The following is a 15,363-nucleotide window of genomic DNA, read 5'->3' as shown; positions in this document are numbered from 1 at the left end:
GAGTTTGGCTTAGCTGACCTTGGCCTTGGGAGCCGCCCAGGTGTTGCAGGAGCCCGCCGACTTGCCGGTGAAGCCGCGCTTGAGCCACCACGCGACGTTGTGGTCCGAGCCGTGGCTCAGGTCGGCCGAGGAGCGCGTCTTCACGCCGAGCGCGCTCAGGTCGGCCGGGTCGTGCGTGCCCTTGAGCAGGGAGTCGAACTCCTTCTGGCTACGGCCCAGCGAGTCCCAGACGCTGCCCATGAACGCCCCGGCGTAGCACTCGGCCTGCAGTTCGGTGCGGCGCACCGGCTCCAGGTTCCGCGGGTTGTCCAGGACGTACTCGCCGCGCTTGTTGTGCCGGAGCATGCCGGTGAGCTTCTGGACGTGGTGCCCGTACTCGTGGGCCACGACCAGCATCAGCACCGGGTCCGAGGGCTCCTCCACCACGTTCGGGCTGAGCAGCAGGGTCATCGTCTTGTTGACCGGGCAGTACAACGCCTGCGCGCCCCCCGGGAAGCCGCCGCAGCCCGTGGGGGCGCCCAGCTTGGTGATCACCTGGAACTTCGGCTTGCTGAAGGCGAAGCCGGCCTGCTTGAGCTTGGGGCCCCAAGCCTTGTCGAGGCATTCGAGCACCGCCTCGAAGTAGACCCGCGCCTCGTCCTCGGTCCCGGACCGGACCGGCGGCTCCTCGCACGTCCTGAGCGCGAGCCGGCCGGTCTTGTAGATCGGGTTCTTCGTCAGGACCGGCTTGCTCGCCGGGGCGGCCACGGCCGCGTGGGCCGTACCGGCGACGAAAACGCTCGCCAGGGCTCCGGCAATGATCGCCAATCGGGGGGTACGCATGGGAAGGCACACTACAAAAGAGGGAGATCAACGTAAAGCGGAAATGCCAGACTTCACTGGACGTTTCGCGCAGCCGCCGCCCACGTGTTGCAGGCGCCCGGCGCGCCCCGGTTGAAGCCCCTGGTCATCCAGGCCGCCTGCGTCGGGCCCTTGCCGTGGTCGTTCTGCGGCCAGCCCTTGGCGCCGTTCTTGTAGAACCACTGGACCGTGTAGTCCCAGTCGGACTGGTTGACCAGCGCGGTGCCCTTCATCGTGCTCATGAAGACCGCGGAGAAGCACTCGGCCTGCAGCTCGGACTTGCGCGAGAGCTGGAGGCGCGCCGCCTTGCCCGCGGTGTTCCTGGCCGTCCAGTAGTAGTTCCAGATGCCGGAGGCCTGCTGGACGTGGTGGCCGTACTCGTGGGCGATCAGGCGGCTGATGCCCAGCGGGAAGGGGTTGCGGAGCTGGTCGCGGCTGATCAGCAGGTACATCGTGCGGTCGGTGGAGCAGTAGACGCCGTCGGCGCCGGTGTTCCAGGCGCCGCAGGGCGTCCTGACCTTCTTGGTGATGATCCGCAGCCGCGGCTTGCTGAACGGCATGCGGGCCTTGCGGAACTGCGTGGCCCACGCCTTGTTCAGGCAGTACGTCACCCGCGTGAGGAAGCGGCGGTAGGCGATCATGCTGCCCGCGGGCAGCGCGCCCGGCGCGCAGTTCACGTCGGCGAGCCTGCCGGTCCGGTAGAGGGCGTTGGCCGTGGCCTGCGCCTGGCCGCCGGGCGCGGCTGCGCCGGCGCGGGCCGCGGCCGGCGGTGAGGCGAGTTTCTGGGCTTGGCTGACCGGCGCACGCTCGGCCGAGGTCGTGGCGACGTCGGAAAGCACGAGCACGAGGGAGGCGGCGGCCATGACGAGTGCGAGAGCCGCGGCGACCACGGCCGCGATCCTGCCTTTAGGGAGGGAGTTCATATGTCCGGAAAGACTAGGTCAAGATCGGACATAAGTGGGTGGATTTGACTCGATGGAGTCAGTGAGACGTCGGCGAACTAGACTCTTCTGCGTCGTCGAAAAGGAACAGACGGCGAACGAGGCAGAGGGGAGTCGCATCCGTGAGCGGGTTGCTGGGCTCGATAGAGGGACCGCACGACGTCAAACGGCTCGCTGTCGATGAGCTGCCGCGGCTGGCGGGGGAGATCCGTGACCTGCTCGTCGACGCCTGCGCCAGGTTCGGCGGCCACCTCGGGCCGAACCTGGGCGTGGTCGAGCTCACCATCGCCGTCCACCGCGTCTTCGACTCCCCGCGCGACCCGGTGATCTGGGACACCGGCCACCAGGCGTACGTGCACAAGCTCCTCACCGGCCGCGCGGCCGGTTTCGAGGCGCTCAAGCAGGAGGGCGGCCTGTCCGGCTACCCCAGCCAGACCGAGTCCGAGCACGACTTCGTCGAGAACTCCCACGCCTCCACCGCGCTGTCCTACGCCGACGGCCTGGCCAAGGCGTTCAAGCTGCGCGGCGAGCGCGAGCGCACGGTCGTCGCGGTGATCGGCGACGGCGCGCTCACCGGCGGCATGGCCTGGGAGGCGCTCAACAACATCGCCGCGATCAAAGACCTGCCCGTCGTCATCGTGGTCAACGACAACGGCCGCTCCTACTCCCCGACCATCGGCGGCCTGGCCTCCCACCTGTCCTCGCTGCGCGTCAACCGCCGCTACGAGGACATGCTCGAATACGTCAAGGACAAGCTCGGGAACGTTCCCGTCCTCTACGACGCCCTCCACGGCTTCAAGAAGGGCGTCAAGGACGTCCTGGCCCCGCAGGTCATGTTCGAGGACCTCGGCCTGAAGTACGTCGGCCCCATCGACGGCCACGACGAGCAGGCCATGGAGGCGGCGCTGCGCAAGGCCCGCGCCTTCCGCGGCCCGGTCATCGTGCACGCCCTCACCCAGAAGGGCCGCGGCTACACCCCCGCCGAGAACCACGACGAGGACCAGTTCCACTCGCCCGGCGCCTTCGACCGCGCCACCGGCGCCGAGAAGCCCAAGCCGCGCATCTGGACCAACGTCTTCAGCGAGGAGCTGGTCAGGCTCGGCAAGGAGCGCGAAGACCTGGTCGCCATCACCGCGGCCATGCTCCACCCCACCGGCCTCAACGCCTTCGCCGACGCCTTCCCCGACCGCATCTACGACGTCGGCATCGCCGAGCAGCACGCGCTGACCAGCGCCGCCGGCCTCGCGCTCGGCGGCCTGCACCCGGTCGTGGCCGTCTACGCCACCTTCCTCAACCGGGCCTTCGACCAGCTCCTGATGGACGTCGCCCTGCACCGTCTGCCGGTCACCGTCGTCCTCGACCGGGCCGGCGTCACCGGCGACGACGGCGCCAGCCACAACGGCATGTGGGACCTGTCGATCCTCCAGGTCGTGCCCGGCCTGCGGATCGCGGTGCCGCGCGACGGCGACCGCGTCACCGAGCTGCTGCGCGAGGCCGTGGAGGTCACCGACGGGCCGACCGTGCTGCGCTTCCCCAAGGGCCCGGTGGCCGAGCCCCTGGAGTCGGTGGGCCGCCTGGGCGAGATGGACCTGCTGCGCGCCGCCGAGGGCGAGCCGGACGTGCTGCTGGTCGGCGTCGGCCCGATGGCGCACGTGTGCATGGAGGCGGCCGTCCTGCTCGACGCGCAGGGCATCTCGGCCACCGTGGTCGACCCGCGCTGGGTCAAGCCGCTCGACGAGGCGCTGACGCTGGCCGCCGGCGCCCACAAGCTGGTCGCCGTGGTCGAGGACAACGGCCGCGTGGGCGGCGTGGGCGACGCCGTGGCCCGCCTGCTCCGCGACGCCGACGTCGACGTCCCGGTCCGCACCTTCGGCATCCCGCAGGAGTTCCTCGACCACGCCAAGCGGGCCGCGATCCTCGGCCGCATCGGCCTGACCGGCCAGGACCTCGCGCGCCAGATCACCGAGGCCGTCGCGAAGCGGACCTCCCGCGTGGAGCAGCCGGTCCGCCGTTGAGCACCCGGCGGACCACGGCGGTGATCGCCAGCATGACGACCACCGCCGCGGCCGCCGCCGGCAGCAGCAGGCCCGCCTCCCGCCGCGCCATCTGCCCGGCCACCGTCCCCAGCACGATGTACGTGCTCACCCACGCCGTGCTGCCCAGCAGGGCCCAGGGCATGAACCGGCGGTAGGGCATGCCCACCGCGCCCGCCAGGGCCGGCGTCAGCGCGTGCACCACCGGCAGGAAGTAGGCCAGGGCCAGCGCCCAGCCGCTGCGCCGCAGGATCTGCTCCGCCCGGGTCCAGCGCTCCTCGCCGACGCGCCGGCCGAGCCTGCTGCCGCGCAGGCGGGGGCCGTACCGGCGGCCCAGGCGGTGGCCGCCCGTCGCGCCCAGGAGGCAGGCCAGCACGCCGGTGCCGATCAGGGCCAGCGTCTCGGGCACGCTGCCCGACGTGGCGCCCGCGACGAGCAGCAGGCCGTCGCCCGGCGTGATCAGGCCGATCCCGACCGAGGCGTCCAGGGTCAGGAAGACCAGGACGAGCGCCAGCACCACCGCCACGTCCTGACCGGCCAGCGTGTCCAGCAGGTCGTCCACCATGATGCGGGTCCGCTACCCCCGACGAGGCGCTTCACCGGCGAGCCCGGCGCGAGCGCATGATCACGGAGGGTCTGGGAAGGATCGCTGATCGTGGACATCTTTCGCACGAAGAGCGTCGAACAGTCGATCCGCGACACCGAAACTCCCGAGCACCAGCTGCGTAAACGCCTGAGCGCCATGGACCTGATGGTGTTCGGCATCGGCGTGATCGTCGGCACCGGGATCTTCGTGCTCACCGGCCAGGTGGCCAAGGAGGTGGCCGGGCCGGCGGTCGCGGTGTCGTTCGTCGTGGCGGCCGTCGTGTGCGGCCTGGCGGCGCTGTGCTACGCCGAGTTCGCCTCCACGATCCCCGTGGCCGGGTCCGCCTACACCTTCTCCTTCGCCACCCTCGGCGAGTTCCCCGCCTGGGTGATCGGCTGGGACCTGATCCTGGAGCTGGCGCTGGCCGCGGCCGTGGTGTCGGTCGGCTGGTCGGGCTACTTCGCCTCGATGCTCGACTCCGTCGGCATCCACCTGCCGGCCTCCATCGCGGGCGACGATCCCGTGGTCAACGTGCCCGCGGTGGCCATCGTGCTGATCCTCACCGCGATCCTGGTGGCCGGCATCAAGATCTCCTCGCGGGTCAACCTGATCCTGGTGATCACCAAGATCACGGTGGTGCTGCTGGTCATCGTGGCCGGACTGTTCTTCGTCAAGGCCGCCAACTACACGCCCTTCATCCCCGAGCCGGTGGCCTCGCCGCGGGTCGAGGGGCTGAAGGCGCCGCTGATCCAGGTGCTGTTCGGGGTCACGCCCGTCGCGTTCGGCGTGATCGGCATCTTCTCGGCCGCGGCGATCGTGTTCTTCGCCTTCATCGGCTTCGACATCGTGGCCACCGCCGCCGAGGAGACCGTCCGCCCGCAGCGCGACGTGCCGCGCGGCATCATCGGCTCGCTGGCCGTCTGCACGATCCTCTACGTCGCCGTCTCGCTGGTCGTGGTCGGGATGCAGCCGTACAAGCAGCTGAGCACGAGCGCGCCGCTGTCGGACGCGTTCACCGCCGTCGGCCAGTCCTGGCTGGCCACCATCATCAGCGTGGGCGCCATCGCCGGTCTGACGACCGTGGTGCTGGTGCTGCTGCTCGGGCAGACCCGGGTGCTGTTCGCCATGTGCCGCGACGGCCTGCTGCCGCGCCGGCTGGCCGTCGTCCACCCCACCTTCGGCACGCCCGCCAGGCTCACCATCCTCATCGGCCTGGTGACCATGGCGCTGGCCGGGTTCGTGTCGTTCGGGGAGCTGGCCGAGCTGGTCAACATCGGCACGCTGTTCGCGTTCATGGTGGTGTCCGTCGGCGTGATCGTGCTCCGGCGCACCCGTCCGGACCTGGAGCGGGCCTTCCGGGTGCCGATGGTGCCGCTGCTGCCGATCCTGTCGGTGCTGGCCTGCCTCTACCTGATGCTCAACCTGCCGCTGGAGACCTGGCTGAGGTTCGTCGTCTGGATGGTCATCGGCGTGGTCGTCTACTTCGCCTACGGCTACCGGCACAGCAGGCGGGGCGCCGTGCCCGGCCGGTGACGCGCGAGAGGGGCGGGCCGGCCGCCCGCCCCCCTCACCCGCTCAGATCGCCAGGAGCGTTCCGAGGCCCGCCTTCATCGTGCAGGCGTTGGTGTAGACCTTGCCCCACTTGACGGTCTTGTCGTACCACTTGCCGAGGATCATGACGGCGCGCGGCTCCACCTCCTTGCCGCAGGCCGCGGCCGCCTTCGGGGAAACGTTGATCTTGGCCGGGTCGCCCTTCACCTTGCGCAGGAGCGCGCAGGCGGCGTGGGCGGAGGGGTGGGTGCCGCCGTCGGGGCTGCAGTTGAGCCAGGCGCCCTTGGTGGGGCCGTTCTTCACTGCCATGGTGACCTTGAGGACGACCTTGGGGGTGGGGGGCGCCGCCGCCAGGGAGGGCGACGACGCGCCCAGCACGAGGGCTCCGCACAGAGCGATCGTGCCGACTGCTCGCATCATGGTTACTCTCCGTTCGTAGGACGGCACAGTACGCTACGGCGAAGGCGGCCATGACGTACGGAGACCCGCCGGGCGGGCCTCCGTAAAATCACGCGGGCAGCGAGGCCACACCGGGCGGAAGGAACCGGGGCTGGGCGATCCCCGACCTGTCCAGATAAGGCGTGATGCCACCCAGATGGAACGGCCAGCCCGCCCCCAGGATCATGCACAGGTCGATGTCCTGCGGCCCGGCGACGACGCCCTCGTCCAGCATGATCCGGATCTCCCGGGACAGCGCCCCGAGCACGCGCTCACGGACCTGCTCGGCCGTGGACGGCGACGTGCCGCCGGCGAACAGCGCCACCGCCTCCGGGTCGAGCGAGAAGTCCGGACGGTAGACGCCGGGCTTGCCCGAGGCGACCAGCTTGGCCATGTTCTCCGAGACGCCGAACCGCTCCGGGAAGGCCGCGTGCAGCGTCTCGGCGACGTGCAGGCCGACGGCCGGGCCGACGAGCTGCAGCAGCGCGAACGGCGTCATCGGCAGCCCGAGCCCGTCGAGCGCGTGCTCGGCGACCTCCAGCGGCGTGCCCTCGTCCACGGCGGCCACGACCTCGCCCATGAAGCAGGTCAGCAGCCGGTTGACCACGAACGCCGGCGCGTCCTTGACCAGCACGGACGACTTCCGCAGCGACTTGCCCACCGCGAACGCCGTGGCCAGCGTGGCGTCGTCGGTCGAGGCGCCCCTGATGATCTCCAGCAGCGGCATCACGGCGACCGGGTTGAAGAAGTGGAAGCCGACCAGCCGCTCGGGGTGCGCCAGCCCGGCGCCCATCTCGGTGAGCGAGAGCGAGGAGGTGTTGGTGGCGAGCACGCACTCGGCCGACACCACGGCCTCGACCTCGGCGAACACCTGCTTCTTGACCGCCATGTCCTCGAAGACGGCCTCGATGACGAAGTCGGCGTCGGCGAAGGCGTCCTTGGTCAGGGAGCCGGTGACCAGGGACTTGAGCCGGTTGGCCTGGTCGGCCGAGACGCGGCCCTTGCCCAGCAGCTTGTCGACCTCGGCGTGCACGTACCCCACGCCCTTGTCCAGGCGGGACTGGTCGAGGTCGGTCAGCACGACCGGGACCTCCAGGCGGCGGGCGAACAGCAGCGCCATCTGCGAGGCCATCAGCCCGGCGCCCACGACGCCGACCTTGGTGACCTTGCGGGCCAGCGACCTGTCCGGCGCGCCGGCCGGACGCTTGGCCCGGCGCTGGACCAGGTCGAAGGAGTAGAGCCCGGCGCGCAGCTCGTCGCCCATCAGCAGGTCGGCCAGCGCCCGCGTCTCGGCGGCGAAGCCCTCCTCGCGCGAGGCGGTCGCGGCCAGCGCGATCAGGTCGAGCGCCCGGTAGGGGGCGGGGGAGGCGCCGCGCAGCTTCATGTCCACCAGGAAGCGCGCGTCGGCGACGGCCTTGTCCCAGCCGTCGTGCTCCTGCCGCTCGACGGCGACCTCGCCCTTGACCACGCGGGCGGCCCAGCGCAGCGACTCCTCCAGGAAGTCGGCCGGCTCGAACATCGCATCGGCGACGCCCAGCTTGTAGGCGTCCGCGCCCTTGATCATGCGGTTCTGCGACAGCGGGTTCTCGATGATCAGCTTGATCGCGTTCGCCGGGCCGATCAGGTGGGGGAGGAGCTGCGTGCCGCCCCAGCCGGGCACCAGGCCGAGGAAGCACTCCGGCAGCGCCACCGCGGGCACGCCGGAGGAGATCGTCCGGTACGCGCAGTGCAGCGCGATCTCCAGGCCGCCGCCCATGGCCGCGCCGTTCACGAACGCGAACGTCGGGATCGGCAGCTCGCCCAGCCGGCGGAAGACGTGGTGGCCCAGCGCGCCGATGGCCTCGGCCTCCTCGCGGGAGGCCACGGCGGCCGCGCCCTTGAGGTCGGCGCCGACGGCGAAGATGAACGGCTTGCCCGTGACGCCCACGGCGGCCAGGTCGGTGCGCGCGGCGATCCGCGACAGGGCCTCCTCCAGCGCGAACAGGCCGTGCGGGCCGAAGGTGTTGGGCTTGGTGTGGTCGAAGCCGTTGTCCAGGGTGATCAGGGCCATCGTGCCGGCGCCGCCGGGCAGCGGCACGTCGCGCACGAGGGCCTTGGTGACGACCTCGTCGGTGTTGCGCCCGCTCAGCAGCGCGCGCCAGGTCTCGATGTCGCTCATGCCAGGTTCTCCCAGATCACAGTGCCGCCCATGCCCATGCCGACGCACATGGTGGTGATGCCGTACCGCACGTCGGGCCGCTCGCCGAACTGGCGGGCGAGCTGCGTCATGAGCCGGACGCCGGAGGAGGCCAGCGGGTGGCCGAAGGCGATCGCGCCGCCGTAGGGGTTGACGCGCTGGTCGTCGTCGGCGATGCCGAAGTGCTCCAGGAAGGCCAGCACCTGGACGGCGAACGCCTCGTTGATCTCGAACAGGCCGATGTCGCCGATGGACAGCCCGGCCAGCCGCAGCGCCCGCTCGGTGGACGGGATCGGGCCCACGCCCATCACCTCGGGGTCCACGCCCGCGAAGGCGTAGGAGACCAGGCGCATCTTCGGCGTCAGGCCCAGCTCGCCGGCGACCTCGCGGGCGGCCACGATGCAGCCGGTGGCGCCGTCGTTGATGCCGGAGGAGTTGCCCGCGGTGACGTTGCCGTGCGGGCGGAAGGGCGTCTTGAGCGCGCCCAGCGCCTCCATCGTGGTGCCGGGGCGCGGCGCCTCGTCCTCGGCGGCCAGGCCCCAGCCCTTCTCGGCCGTCCGGACGGCGGTGGGCACGAGGTCGGGCTGGATCTTGCCGTCGGCGTACGCCTTGGCGGCCTTGTCCTGGGAGAGCACCGCGTAGGCGTCGGCGCGCTCCTTGGAGATCGACGGGTAGCGGTCGTGCAGGTTCTCGGCGGTCATGCCCATGACCAGCGCACTAGGGTCGACCAGCTTCTCCGACAGGAACCGCGGGTTGGGGTCCACGCCCTCGCCCATGGGGTGGCGGCCCATGTGCTCGACGCCGCCGGCGATGGCCACGTCGTAGGCGCCGAAGGCGATGCCGCCCGCGACCGTGGTGACCGCGGTCATCGCGCCCGCGCACATGCGGTCGATCGCGTAGCCGGGCACGCTCTTGGGCAGGCCGGCCAGCACCGCCGCCGAGCGGCCGATGGTCAGGCCCTGGTCGCCGATCTGGGTCGTCGCGGCGATGGCCACCTCGTCCACGCGCTCGGGGGGCAGGCCGGGGTTGCGCCGGATGAGCTCGCGGATGACGCGGACGACCATGTCGTCGGCGCGGGTCTCCGCGTACAGTCCCTTCGGCCCTGACCTGCCGAAAGGCGTGCGTACGCCATCGACGAACACGACGTCACGAGAGGAAGGCACGGATTCGCTCCTCGTTCTTGGATGGGGTTCCGCGCCTATGCTACTCGTCGGTAACCACCCCGCAGACGAGGGCGGCGGTCAGCAGCGCGTAAACGATCGGCATGGGCGGTTCCCAGAGATGGGCGCGGGCTCCGAGCAGGGCGGCGACCGCCACGGCCGCGCCCGTCCAGAGCGCCGCGCCCCCTCGTGGACGCGCGCCCCGGCCGGGATCCCACGGATCGCCAGGTGATCCTCCCGGACGACCGGCGCGCGCCACTATCCCCAGGGCGTCCCGTGCCCACCAGATGAGGAACGACACCCCCGCGGCCAGGCCGATCACCATGGCGGCCTCGACGGCCCAGCTCAGGGCGTCGGCGAAGGCGTACAGAGCGGCCGCCCTGAACTGGCCGGGAGAGGTGCCGCCGAGCAGCAGCAGCACGGCCCAGCCGGAGGCGACGCCGAGCCGGCTCAGCGGACGCCGCCGGGCCGAGGGCGGCACGGCGAACAGCTCGCGCTCGCGTTGCCGCACCAGGCGCGCCCGCGCGCCCCACACCAGCTGGGTGACCGCCAGGACGGGCACCGCGATCGCGAACACCGCCAGCGAGAGCACGGCGAGCGGTAACGTCTGCTCTCTGGTCGGCGCGCGGTCGGCCAGCACCTGTGACGCGGCCAGCAGCGCGATCGAGCCGGCGAGCGCGACGAAGACGGCCCGGCGGGCGGTCCGGGCGGCGGCGCGCAGCCCGGCCAGCGCCTCGGCGCCTGGAGGGGGCGCCATCTCGGTCAGAAGCATGGACGTCATGATGGCGTCACGGACCGTAGTGACGCCGTGGATTCGCGCGCATTGCATGGAGCCCTCGCCGGACGCGTCCGCTGGAGGGTGCCATCGCGTGAAATCTGCGACATGCCGTATAAACGGCGGATTGTCAGTATGCTGCGCGTCACACCAGAGGGGGCCGCGCTCTGCGAGGGGCGCGCGGGGGTGCGTCCTGTGCGGGCGCGCGTAGAGGGGGGCGCGTGAGCGAGGGCCGGAGAGCGCCGGAACGGCCGCAGCATCGCCCCGACCGCCGCCCGGACCGCCACCCCGATCAGCGCCCCGACCGTCGCCTGGACCGGCCCCCGGGGCCTGCGCGGCGGATCACGCCGGTGGCGTGGGTGAGCATGGTGCTGACGTTCGTGCTGGTGGTCGTCACGCTGGGCGGGTACGCCTACTACCGCAGCATCGACAACGACATCCCGCGCGTGCCCGTGGACGCCGGGCCGTCGCGGCCGCCCGAGACCGGCGCGCTGAACGTGCTGCTCGTCGGCTCGGACTCGCGCGAGGGCGACAACAAGAAGTACGGCGCGAAGTCGCAGGGCCTCGGCGAGCGCACCGACACCATCATGGTGCTGCACATCTCTCCCGACCGGGACAAGGCCACCATGATCAGCTTCCCCCGGGACACGATGGTCATGATCCCGCAGTGCCGGAGCCGCACCGGCACGATGCTGGCCGGCGGGCTGCGCCAGATCAACTCCGCCTTCAACGACGGCGGCATCGACTGCACGGTCCGCACGCTGGAGTCGCTCACCAACATCAAGATCAACCACATCGTGAAGGTCGACTTCACCGGCTTCAAGGGCATCGTCGACGCCCTCGGCGGCATCGAGATCTGCCTGCCCAAGGCGGTCGACGACCCCAAGGCCAAGCTCGTGCTCAGCGCGGGCAAGCACGTCGTCAAGGGCGAGCAGGCCCTCGGGTACGTGCGCACCCGCTACACCCTCGGCGACGGCAGCGACCTCGGTCGCATCCAGCGCCAGCAGGTCTTCCTCACCAAGGTGCTGGACAAGATCACCGATGGCGGGCTGCTCACCGACCCCGGCAAGCTGAACGCGTTCCTGCGGGCCGGGGCCAAGGCCGTCACCGTGGACGACAAGCTCACGCTGTCGCGGATGCTGGAGATCGCGGGCAGCGTCAAGGGGCTGACCGCCAAGGAGCTCAAGGGCATCACCGTGCCGGTGGAGGCGTACCCGGCCGACAAGAACCGGGTGCAGCTCAAGCAGCCGGACGCGCGCAACTTCTTCGAGGCCGTGCGCTCCGACGTCAACGTGACCCCGCCCTCGGCCGCCGCCAAGCCGAAGGTCGAGAACGCGAAGGTGCGCGTCCAGGTGCTCAACGGCACCACCGAGCTCGGCAAGGCCGGGCAGGTGGCCGACGAGCTGGCCGACCAGGGGTTCGCCGTCGTCCAGGTCGGCAACGCCGCGCCGGTGGCCACCACGTCGATCCGGTACGCGAGGAAGGACGCCGACAACGGCGCCGTCTACGGGGACGCCGTGGCCGCCCGGCTGTCGAAGGACAAGCGCACGCCGGTGGCGGGCAAGGTCGCCCCGGTGAACCCTAAGCCGTACGCGACCAAGGTCACCCCGCTGCCCGACGGGCCGATCGTGCAGCTCGTCATCGGGGCCGACTGGCCGGGCGTGCGGGTGGCGTCGGCGATCCCGGGCTCGCTCAAGGACAAGGTGGTCGACTCCACCACGAACCCCTGCCTGTGACGCCGGCGGCGGGTTAGAGGTCCTCGGACAGCAGCAGGTCGACCAGGCCGGGGAAGCGGGCGTCGAGGTCGTCGCGGCGCAGCCGGATGAACAGCTTGCGGCCCTCCGGGCGCTGGCAGATGACGCCGGCCTCGCGCAGCACCCGCCAGTGGGCGGTCAGCGTCGACTTCGGCACGTCGGCCACGACCTCGCCGCAGAACAGCTCGTCCCCCGAGGCCAGCGCGCGCACGATCTTGGCGCGTACGGGATGGCCGAGCGCGGCGAGCACCTCCACCAACTGGATCTGGTCACGCGATGGGTGCAGCATGCCGCCATTGTACGGATAACACGAACGATGATTTGACGGACATTGTTCGTATGTACGAGGATTACGTACTCATCCGGGTCCGAGGAGGGTGCTGTGTTCGATGTCGCCGTGGTGGGTGGCGGGCCCGTGGGCATGCTGCTCGCCGCCGAGCTGGGCCTGCAGGGGGTGCGGCCGCTGGTGCTCGAACGGCTCGCCGTGCCGACCGGCCAGTCCAAGGCCGGGACGCTGCACGCGGGCACGGCTCGGAGTCTGGACCGGCGGGGGCTGCTGGAGGCGGTGGGGCGGTCCACGTACGGGAGCGTGAGCTTCCACTTCTCCGGCATGTTCGGGCTCGACCTCGGCGCGGTCTCGGACGGCGGCCCGAGCATCGTGGGCAGCCCGCAGGCGTGGGCCGAGCAGGTGTTCGCCCGCCGCGCGGCGGCCCTGGGCGCGGAGATCCGGCGCGGCCAGGAGGTCACCGGCCTGGAGCAGCGGGACGACCACGTCGCCCTCACCGTGAACGGCCGCGAGCTGACCGCCCGGTACGTCGTCGGCGCCGACGGCGCGCGCAGCGTCGTGCGCAAGGCCGCCGGCATCCCGTTCACCGGCGCCGGGGCCCGCGTCGCCGCGCTCATGGGCGACGTGCGGCTGCTCGACCCGTACACGGTGCCGCCGGGCTACACGCGTACGCCGCGGGGATGGGTCATCGTCTGGCTCGATCCCGCCGGGCACAGCCGCATCACCACCTACGACTTCCGGGCCCCGCACGCCGACCGGGAGGCCCCCGTCGCCGTCGAGGAGCTCCAGGAGGCGGCCGAGCACATCCTCGGCGTCCCGGTCCCGATGGCCGGCGCGCGCAACCTGTCCCGGTACGGCGACGCCGCCCTGCAGGCCGAGGCCTACCGCGCGGGCCGCGTCCTGCTGGCCGGGGACGCCGCGCACGTGCACTTCCCGTGGGGCGGCCAGGGGCTCAACACCGGCCTGGGGGACGCCTTCAACCTGGGCTGGAAGCTGGCCGCCGAAGTGCGCGGCGAGGCCCCGGCCGGGCTGCTGGACAGCTACCACGCCGAGCGGCATCCGGTCGGCGCGCGGGTGCTGTGGAACGTGCGGGCCCAGAGCGCGCTGGCCCACCCCGACCCGGCCGTCGACCCGCTGCGCGAGCTGTTCGCCGAGCTGATGCGGTTCGACGAGGTCAACGAGTACCTGAGCGGGATGATCGCCGGGGTGGACACCGTCTACGACGTGGGCGTGCCCGGGGCCGGGCGGATGGCTCCCGACCTGCCGGTCAAGACGGCCGGCGGCGTGGTGCGCCCGGCGGAGCTGCTGCGCGGCGGCCGGGCGCTGCTGCTGGACCTCGGCGGGCGCGACGACCTGGTGGCGGCGGCCGCTCCGTGGGCGGACCGGCTGGAGATCGTGCGGGGCGGCGCGGAGCACGACGCCGAGGCGCTGCTCGTGCGGCCCGACGGCTATACGGCCTGGACGTCGGAGGCGCGGGGGCACCCGCTGGAGGCCGCGCTCGCCCGCTGGCTGGGACGAATGTGACGCAGAGTAACTTTAGTGAAACATGTGAAATTTCCGGACAAGTCTGTTAAGAAAGGTCGCGGTCCGTATTCAGAGCTAGAGAGGTTCCATCGTGGCGCGCGACGAGAACGACAGGCCGTACGAGGATGGGCAGGGTAAATCGTTAAACCCGGAACTGACCGGAGACGTGCTGTCCCCCCGGTGGAGCACCGAGGACACCGACGAGCAGCCCGCGATCCAGGTCTCCGGCAACGAGACCTACATCCTCCCGGCCGGCCAGGGCGCGCAGCCCGTCGAAGCCCCTGCCCCGGCGGCCCCGGCGGCCCCGGCCGACGCGCCGCACGACGTGCTCGACGCCCCGAGCGGCCCGCACGACGTCCTGGACGCCCCGAGCGGGTCCCACGAGGCCCTGAGCGGTCCGCACGAGACGCCGGCCGGGTCGTACGAGAGCCTGAGCGGGCCGCACGCCGTCGTCGAGGCCGACGCGCCCGACGTTCCCGGCGATGACCGGGCGGCCGACGACGACCTGCCCTACCTGCCGCTGGACCAGGGCTACCGGCCCGAACGCGACGACGACGCGGGTGAGACCAGACGCGGCTTCCTCGGCTCCGGCTGGACCGACGACGCCGACGACCGCCGTGGCGGCGCCGGGCGCGACCGCGAGGTGCGCCGGCGTACCCGGGTGCTGGTGCTGGCGGCCGCCGCGGTGGTGCTGGTCGGCGCCGGGGCGGGCTGGCTGCTCACCGGCACCTCCGCCGACGACCCGTGCGGGGTCGGCACCTGCGCCGGTGCGAGCCAGGTCACCGCCCCGCCGCAGACCGCGCTCCCGGAGGAGACCGAGCCGCCCCCCGAGCCCGAGGAAACGGACACCGCCGAGCCGACCGTGTCCGAGACCGTAACCCCCACCCCCGTGGCCCGCCGCCCCCGTCCCACCCGCGAGCCGTCGGCGCGGCCCACCGCCACCGCCCGCGAGAGCCGCCCGACCGCCACGCCCGACGAGAAGGTCACCCACGGCCCGCGGGACCAGATGAACGAGACCTCCGACGGCACCCCCGAGGACCCGGCCGAGGCCCCCGCGACCAAGGAGCCGGAGCGGCAGGAGACCACCGCCCCCACGCAGGCGCCGCCCGCGCAGCAGGAGCAGCCCGCCCCCTCGCCGAGCGAGAAGAAGGGCCTGTTCGACATCCTGTTCCCCTGGGCGTGAGCGGCCCGTCGCCGTCCCGGTGAGCGCGGCCCCGCGAGTTGTGTCGCCGCCCGGGGCGGGCGTGCGAGGATGCGGAGCCAGGTCGTCGTCTGGCAGACTTGGAAACCGCTTTCCGG

13 protein-coding genes are annotated in these 15,363 nt (G+C 71.9%); 5 read left to right on the top strand and 8 right to left on the bottom strand.

Going from position 1 to position 15,363, the window contains the following annotated elements; all coding sequences use genetic code 11:
- Positions 1–9: 9 nt before the first annotated feature.
- Both ACIBST_RS29690 and ACIBST_RS29685 read right to left on the bottom strand, forming a co-directional pair.
- Positions 10–822: a neutral zinc metallopeptidase gene (locus ACIBST_RS29690; protein ID WP_397176393.1), complete on the bottom strand. Its 813-nt coding sequence runs from the start codon at positions 820–822 to the stop codon at positions 10–12.
- Positions 823–875: 53 nt separating this feature from the next.
- Positions 876–1,763, bottom strand: coding sequence for a neutral zinc metallopeptidase (locus ACIBST_RS29685; RefSeq protein WP_397176391.1), 888 nt, complete (start codon positions 1,761–1,763; stop codon positions 876–878).
- A gap of 140 nt (positions 1,764–1,903) precedes the next feature.
- On the opposite strand from ACIBST_RS29685, the gene dxs reads away from it, so the two are divergent.
- Complete coding sequence (dxs, locus tag ACIBST_RS29680; RefSeq protein WP_397176389.1) at positions 1,904–3,796, top strand: 1-deoxy-D-xylulose-5-phosphate synthase; 1,893 nt, start codon at positions 1,904–1,906, stop codon at positions 3,794–3,796.
- Here dxs and ACIBST_RS29675 read toward each other — a convergent pair.
- The gene (locus tag ACIBST_RS29675) at positions 3,741–4,379 is read right to left on the bottom strand and encodes a DedA family protein (RefSeq protein WP_397176387.1); all 639 of its coding nucleotides are present in this window, start codon (positions 4,377–4,379) and stop codon (positions 3,741–3,743) included. The genes dxs and ACIBST_RS29675 overlap by 56 nt on opposite strands.
- Positions 4,380–4,469: 90 nt before the next feature.
- On the opposite strand from ACIBST_RS29675, the gene ACIBST_RS29670 reads away from it, so the two are divergent.
- The gene (locus tag ACIBST_RS29670) at positions 4,470–5,933 is read left to right on the top strand and encodes an amino acid permease (RefSeq protein WP_397176386.1); all 1,464 of its coding nucleotides are present in this window, start codon (positions 4,470–4,472) and stop codon (positions 5,931–5,933) included.
- A 42-nt stretch (positions 5,934–5,975) separates the two neighbouring features.
- Here the strand turns inward: ACIBST_RS29670 and ACIBST_RS29665 are convergent, their stop codons facing one another.
- The 4 genes from ACIBST_RS29665 to ACIBST_RS29650 form a co-directional block, all read right to left on the bottom strand.
- The gene (locus ACIBST_RS29665; protein ID WP_397176385.1) at positions 5,976–6,371 is read right to left on the bottom strand and encodes an SSI family serine proteinase inhibitor; all 396 of its coding nucleotides are present in this window, start codon (positions 6,369–6,371) and stop codon (positions 5,976–5,978) included.
- A gap of 88 nt (positions 6,372–6,459) precedes the next feature.
- On the bottom strand, positions 6,460–8,547 hold the full coding sequence (locus ACIBST_RS29660) for a 3-hydroxyacyl-CoA dehydrogenase NAD-binding domain-containing protein (protein WP_397176383.1): 2,088 nt from the start codon (positions 8,545–8,547) through the stop codon (positions 6,460–6,462).
- A complete protein-coding gene (locus ACIBST_RS29655; protein WP_397176611.1) occupies positions 8,544–9,707 on the bottom strand; it encodes a thiolase family protein in 1,164 nt (387 codons plus the stop codon). The genes ACIBST_RS29660 and ACIBST_RS29655 overlap by 4 nt, the downstream gene beginning before the upstream one ends.
- Positions 9,708–9,768: 61 nt before the next feature.
- Complete coding sequence (locus ACIBST_RS29650; RefSeq protein ID WP_397176381.1) at positions 9,769–10,497, bottom strand: hypothetical protein; 729 nt, start codon at positions 10,495–10,497, stop codon at positions 9,769–9,771.
- 368 nt (positions 10,498–10,865) lie between these two features.
- Here ACIBST_RS29650 and ACIBST_RS29645 point away from each other — a divergent pair, with 368 nt between their 5' ends.
- The gene (locus tag ACIBST_RS29645; protein WP_397176609.1) at positions 10,866–12,236 is read left to right on the top strand and encodes an LCP family protein; all 1,371 of its coding nucleotides are present in this window, start codon (positions 10,866–10,868) and stop codon (positions 12,234–12,236) included.
- Between the two features lie 13 nt (positions 12,237–12,249).
- Here the strand turns inward: ACIBST_RS29645 and ACIBST_RS29640 are convergent, their stop codons facing one another.
- A complete protein-coding gene (locus ACIBST_RS29640) occupies positions 12,250–12,543 on the bottom strand; it encodes an ArsR/SmtB family transcription factor (RefSeq protein WP_397176379.1) in 294 nt (97 codons plus the stop codon).
- 93 nt (positions 12,544–12,636) lie between these two features.
- Here ACIBST_RS29640 and ACIBST_RS29635 point away from each other — a divergent pair, with 93 nt between their 5' ends.
- Positions 12,637–14,064, top strand: coding sequence for an FAD-dependent monooxygenase (locus ACIBST_RS29635; RefSeq protein ID WP_397176378.1), 1,428 nt, complete (start codon positions 12,637–12,639; stop codon positions 14,062–14,064).
- 166 nt (positions 14,065–14,230) lie between these two features.
- Positions 14,231–15,247: a hypothetical protein gene (locus ACIBST_RS29630; RefSeq protein ID WP_397176376.1), complete on the top strand. Its 1,017-nt coding sequence runs from the start codon at positions 14,231–14,233 to the stop codon at positions 15,245–15,247.
- Positions 15,248–15,363 lie beyond the last annotated feature (116 nt).

Origin of the sequence: Nonomuraea sp. NPDC049684, from assembly GCF_044465345.1 — a bacterium.
Taxonomy (GTDB): domain Bacteria; phylum Actinomycetota; class Actinomycetes; order Streptosporangiales; family Streptosporangiaceae; genus Nonomuraea.
This window is presented reverse-complemented; position numbering and strand designations above follow the sequence as displayed.

Excerpts from the sequence above, each read along its gene's own strand:
- ACIBST_RS29665 (WP_397176385.1), bottom strand. The coding sequence starts at position 6,371 with ATGATGCGAGCAGTCGGCACGATCGCTCTGTGCGGAGCCCTCGTGCTG.
- ACIBST_RS29660 (WP_397176383.1), bottom strand. The coding sequence starts at position 8,547 with ATGAGCGACATCGAGACCTGGCGCGCGCTGCTGAGCGGGCGCAACACC.
- ACIBST_RS29650 (WP_397176381.1), bottom strand. The coding sequence starts at position 10,497 with ATGCTTCTGACCGAGATGGCGCCCCCTCCAGGCGCCGAGGCGCTGGCC.
- ACIBST_RS29640 (WP_397176379.1), bottom strand. The coding sequence starts at position 12,543 with ATGCTGCACCCATCGCGTGACCAGATCCAGTTGGTGGAGGTGCTCGCC.
- ACIBST_RS29645 (WP_397176609.1), top strand. The coding sequence starts at position 10,866 with ATGGTGCTGACGTTCGTGCTGGTGGTCGTCACGCTGGGCGGGTACGCC.
- ACIBST_RS29685 (WP_397176391.1), bottom strand. The coding sequence starts at position 1,763 with ATGAACTCCCTCCCTAAAGGCAGGATCGCGGCCGTGGTCGCCGCGGCT.
- ACIBST_RS29690 (WP_397176393.1), bottom strand. The coding sequence starts at position 822 with ATGCGTACCCCCCGATTGGCGATCATTGCCGGAGCCCTGGCGAGCGTT.
- ACIBST_RS29675 (WP_397176387.1), bottom strand. The coding sequence starts at position 4,379 with ATGGTGGACGACCTGCTGGACACGCTGGCCGGTCAGGACGTGGCGGTG.